General features: G+C 39.8%; 5 protein-coding genes. 3 read left to right on the forward strand and 2 right to left on the reverse strand.

The window, feature by feature from the left end:
• The 3 genes from AC06OU_RS06205 to AC06OU_RS06215 all read left to right on the forward strand — a co-directional run.
• Positions 1-355: ECF transporter S component (locus AC06OU_RS06205; RefSeq protein ID WP_475854676.1), on the forward strand; the 355-nt coding region annotated here is incomplete at its 5' end.
• Positions 342-1,712 carry an ABC transporter ATP-binding protein gene (locus AC06OU_RS06210; protein WP_475854678.1) on the forward strand — a complete coding sequence of 457 codons (1,371 nt, stop codon included), beginning with the start codon at positions 342-344 and terminating at the stop codon, positions 1,710-1,712. The genes AC06OU_RS06205 and AC06OU_RS06210, both read left to right, overlap by 14 nt.
• Positions 1,702-2,457, forward strand: a complete 756-nt coding sequence (locus AC06OU_RS06215; protein ID WP_475854680.1) for an energy-coupling factor transporter transmembrane component T family protein — start codon at positions 1,702-1,704, stop codon at positions 2,455-2,457. The genes AC06OU_RS06210 and AC06OU_RS06215 overlap by 11 nt, the downstream gene beginning before the upstream one ends.
• A gap of 43 nt (positions 2,458-2,500) precedes the next feature.
• On the opposite strand, the gene AC06OU_RS06220 is transcribed toward AC06OU_RS06215, so the two are convergent.
• Both AC06OU_RS06220 and AC06OU_RS06225 read right to left on the reverse strand, forming a co-directional pair.
• Positions 2,501-3,799, reverse strand: coding sequence for a serine hydrolase (locus AC06OU_RS06220; protein WP_475854682.1), 1,299 nt, complete (start codon positions 3,797-3,799; stop codon positions 2,501-2,503).
• Between the two features lie 9 nt (positions 3,800-3,808).
• Entirely contained in the window at positions 3,809-4,114 is a 306-nt protein-coding gene (locus AC06OU_RS06225; RefSeq protein ID WP_475854684.1) for a hypothetical protein, read from the reverse strand.
• Positions 4,115-4,193 lie beyond the last annotated feature (79 nt).

Raw genomic sequence — 4,193 nt, forward strand, 5'->3', positions numbered from 1 at the left:
AATAGAGGTGCTTTTAGGTAATGCTGTTGGGCCTCGTCTCATTCTTTCTGGTGTTATTCAGGGCTTGGGTGCAGAGGCAGTATTCGCAGCTACCCGCTATAAACGATTTGACCTTTGGGTGTTAATGCTTGCTGGTGCAGGTTCTGCAGTGTTTAGCTTTGTATATGGATATTTTTTAGGAGGATTTACCGTTTATACTACTGGATATGTCCTTTTTATGCTTGTCGTACGGATCTTTAGTGGGACGTTAATTGCTGGTGTAGGCGGCAAAGCCATAGCTGATGGCTTGCTTGCAACGGGTTCGTTAAGAGGATATTCTATTTCACGGTCTAAAAAAGGTGATGCACGTGTCTAATGTTATCCGTCTCGAAAATGTTTCTTTTTCATTTCCTGATGAAGAGATTCCTGTATTATCAAATTTTTCGATGTCTATTGAACAGGGAGAGCGCGTTGTAATCACTGGTCCAAGTGGCTGCGGGAAAAGTACATTGCTATATTTGTGCAACCGCCTCTACCCTGACAATTGCGATGGAATAGTTTCCGGGGAAATAGAGCTTTTTGGTAAGAAAAGCGATTCTTATCGACCAGGCGAGGTCAATCATCGTATCGCTACCGTCTTTCAGGATCCAGATGCGCAGTTTTGTATGCCAACCGTTGAGGAGGAGCTTGCCTTTACTTTAGAGAATTTACTCGTGGCGCGAGAGGACATGGATTCAAGAATTGCAGAGGTATTGGTGTCAACCAAGTTAACCGCTTACCGTCATTCCGTCATTCAGTCGCTTTCCGGAGGAATGAAACAAAGAGTCGCCACGGCTTGTGCGCTCATTATGAAGCCAGAGGTTTTATTGTTAGATGAGCCGATCACACACTTAGATCCATATACTGCAAAGCAATATATTGAATGGTTGGATACACTGCAGCAAAGCTCTGGATTAACGATATTAGCAATTGAACACAAGCTAGACCTTTGGGAAGACTTCTTTCATCGTCGAATTAGATTAAAGGAAAACAGAACTTCCTTTAGCAAATACACGAGAAGGAAGAGCATGATTCAAGAAGAGATTGCACTACAAGTAGAGAGGATAAATACAAAAACCTTTCTAAAACCAACCTCATTTAATTTAAACAAAGGAGAGGTTGCAGTATTAGCGGGACCAAACGGCAGTGGAAAATCCACATTATTAAAGGCTCTTTCAGGTGTTCTGCCAGCTGAAGGTAAGGTCCAGCCAAGCTTGTTAGGCTATGTACCACAGTCACCAGAATTTTTGTTTGTTACAGGAAGAGTAAAAGAGGAGGTCTCTTTTGGTGGAGGATCAAACACAGAAGAATTACTAGAACGACTTGATTTATCTAGCATCTCAGAGGCCCATCCATTTTCTATCAGCCATGGACAAAAACGTCGCCTAGCTATAGCTGTTATGCTTTGCCAGAACCGTGAAGTAATTTTGATGGATGAACCAACTTCTGGTCAGGACTCTGCTAATCTGGCAGAACTTTTAAAAGTCGTAGATGAGCGTTCTAGGGCAGGTACTACTTTTCTAATCGTAACCCACGATATGGAATTTGCGTATAAGGTAGCCGATTCCATCTTATTGATGAGGAACGGAGGAGTGACAGGGAAATATAGTGCGACTAGCTTTTGGGATAAGAAAGATTTAATGCTAGAACATCAATTACTACCCCCTAAGCGAGGTCCTGTCTATGCGTACTAGCCTTCATAGGATGAATCCGTCCGTTAAGTTTGTGATTGTAATGATTTGCATGCTTTCACTAGCATTCTTTTTCGATCCATGGACACCACTAGTTTTTTGGTTCAGCATTATTGTGATGCAAATATTCTTAAGCAATATATCCTGGAAAAACTGGGTCTTACTGATGCTTCCTTTCGTAATCGCAGCTTTTGGTTACCTTTGGACCACTCTTCTATTTGCAGAGAGCGGGACTGGAACTGTTCTTTGGTCCATCGGTTCTGTCGATATAACGGAAAGCCAATTAAACCATGCCTTATCCTTAAGCTTTCGGGTGTTGGCCTTTTCTAGTCTGAGCCTATTATTCGCTCTAACAACCGACCCAATTATATTTATACGGAGTCTAATGCAACAGTTGAAGCTGTCTCCTAAAATTGCTTATGGTATTATGGTTGGTTATCAATTTTTACCGCTTTTAAAGGACGAGTTTATACAAGTTCAACAAGTACAGAAACTGAGAGGACTAAGCGACGACTCCAATATTTTTAAAAGACTGATTGGTTTACGTCGCGTATTGATTCCTATGCTTTCTGGGGCTGTTCGTAAGGCTGAAAGAGTGGCGTTCGCAATGGAAGCAAGAGGCTTTACGGGAGAACCTAGAAAAGTCTTTTATCATGAAGTGCCTATTGAAAAGAAGGATTTTATACTAGCGTTCTTGTTTATTTGTGTTTTACTAATTAGTTGTAGCACTAGTATGTGGCTACCGTAAAGAAAAAGAGTGTCTCCAGACCTGGATGACACTCTTCTTTCATTTATGGCAACTCGCTTTCCACTAACTCTATATAGTCCTGATCATCTATTAATTTAAATAGGAAGTAATCTATACTTTTTTGCAGAGAAAGGCTTTGTAACAACGATAAATCATCTAGCATGATTACCATCTCCATCCGCTCCCCCTGTTTTGTCTCTACATAAATAACTTGATTTAAAACAAAGGCTGTTGAACCTCCCTTGGCACCGATATGATGAAACTTTTGCTGATTACTTTCATAGGCAAGAGGCCATTCTAAAATGTCTCTTAAAGTACTAGTGACAGTTGATGAAAATTCATTGTTCGATATACGAGAAACAATTTCTCCGTAGGCCTCTGCAGAAGCTCCAGTCAACCGATCTGACCATATGCGTTGAATGTCCATTGAAACATCCGAAACATCTGTTACTGCGAATTGTTTAGACCTTAACAGTTGACTGACTTCTGTAGCTAATGAACGATATTCCTCCATGGGCATATTATTCAATCTATTTATTACTGCCTTATTGCTTAGATCTTCCTTTTCCTTAAGGTAGCTGGATATACCTAGAGCGCCTACAATCGGATAGATTTCCTCATGATTCTCAATATCCAACACTTCCAGCCTATTGTTGATTGCGTCTAGCCCGAGCAGCTCCATGAGATATTCCGTGTTAGCGTTCGAGCTATACTGAATCATCCCTTTAGCAACCTCCTGCAGTGTTGGCGGTCTTGTTTCTAAGCTATCTAACCAGGCTTCGTGGGCTCCCCCATCGGTGTTTGGAATATAATAAACATCTAAATCCTCTAAGCCTATTCTAGTTGTAGGATCAATCTTTCCCTCTTCTACTTGGAAGGCATATTCCATCGCAACCACAATTTTTACGACACTTGCGAGAGGACGATTCTCCTCCACATTGTAACTAACAAGGACATTACCATCCTTTGAAAAATACAGAGATGAAGTATCGGGATATTCTATAAGATGCTCTAAAACAGTATTAGACTCAGGACTTCCCAAAATATCGTTTAATAGCCAATATAGTACCCCCCCTATAACAACAAAAAGGGAAGCATATATGATTAACCTTTTTTTCGTATAGGTTTTTTTGTCCAAGAAAATTCCAAGGATAATAAGTAGGAGGATTCCTATCCATATATTAAAACCAAAAAATAAATGTGCTAGGATAACCGTCAACAATACTACCATATTTATAATAATGGATGAAATTTCCCATTTACCTATGTTTTTTACATCCTTTAGAGGAAGTAGGGTGAAGAACGCATAGATTCCAATACCAATCCACATATAAATGCTCATCGTATCCTCCTAATACTTTCTTTTTAAAACGATTATATTAATAGCGTGCCAAATCATTAATCCCGTCAGTAGAAACCATATTGCTAGCTTGTATGATTCGTAGCCTATTTCGTTTATATATGAGTCATATAGCTCAATCACGAACCATCCAAAGGGGGCAAACGGAAATATGATGCTGTAGGATTTGTGAGCGATTGCGTTGCCTCTTTCATCCTTTCCTTCACTACTCCATTCAAATTTGAAGCTTATATAGCAAGCAACAAAAAAGATAATTACATAAACAAGCCTTAATATACCAAATACAACCTCTGTCATTTTCTATTCCCCCTCTTTCTTATATTGAAATACATCCGTTAAATCCACTTCAAATAGCAATGTAATGTCAAAGGCTAGC

The organism is Psychrobacillus sp., assembly GCF_056205495.1.

Coding starts and splice junctions, on each gene's coding strand:
- AC06OU_RS06220 (WP_475854682.1), bottom strand. CDS start 3,799: ATGAGCATTTATATGTGGATTGGTATTGGAATCTATGCGTTCTTCACC.
- AC06OU_RS06215 (WP_475854680.1), top strand. CDS start 1,702: ATGCGTACTAGCCTTCATAGGATGAATCCGTCCGTTAAGTTTGTGATT.
- AC06OU_RS06210 (WP_475854678.1), top strand. CDS start 342: ATGCACGTGTCTAATGTTATCCGTCTCGAAAATGTTTCTTTTTCATTT.
- AC06OU_RS06225 (WP_475854684.1), bottom strand. CDS start 4,114: ATGACAGAGGTTGTATTTGGTATATTAAGGCTTGTTTATGTAATTATC.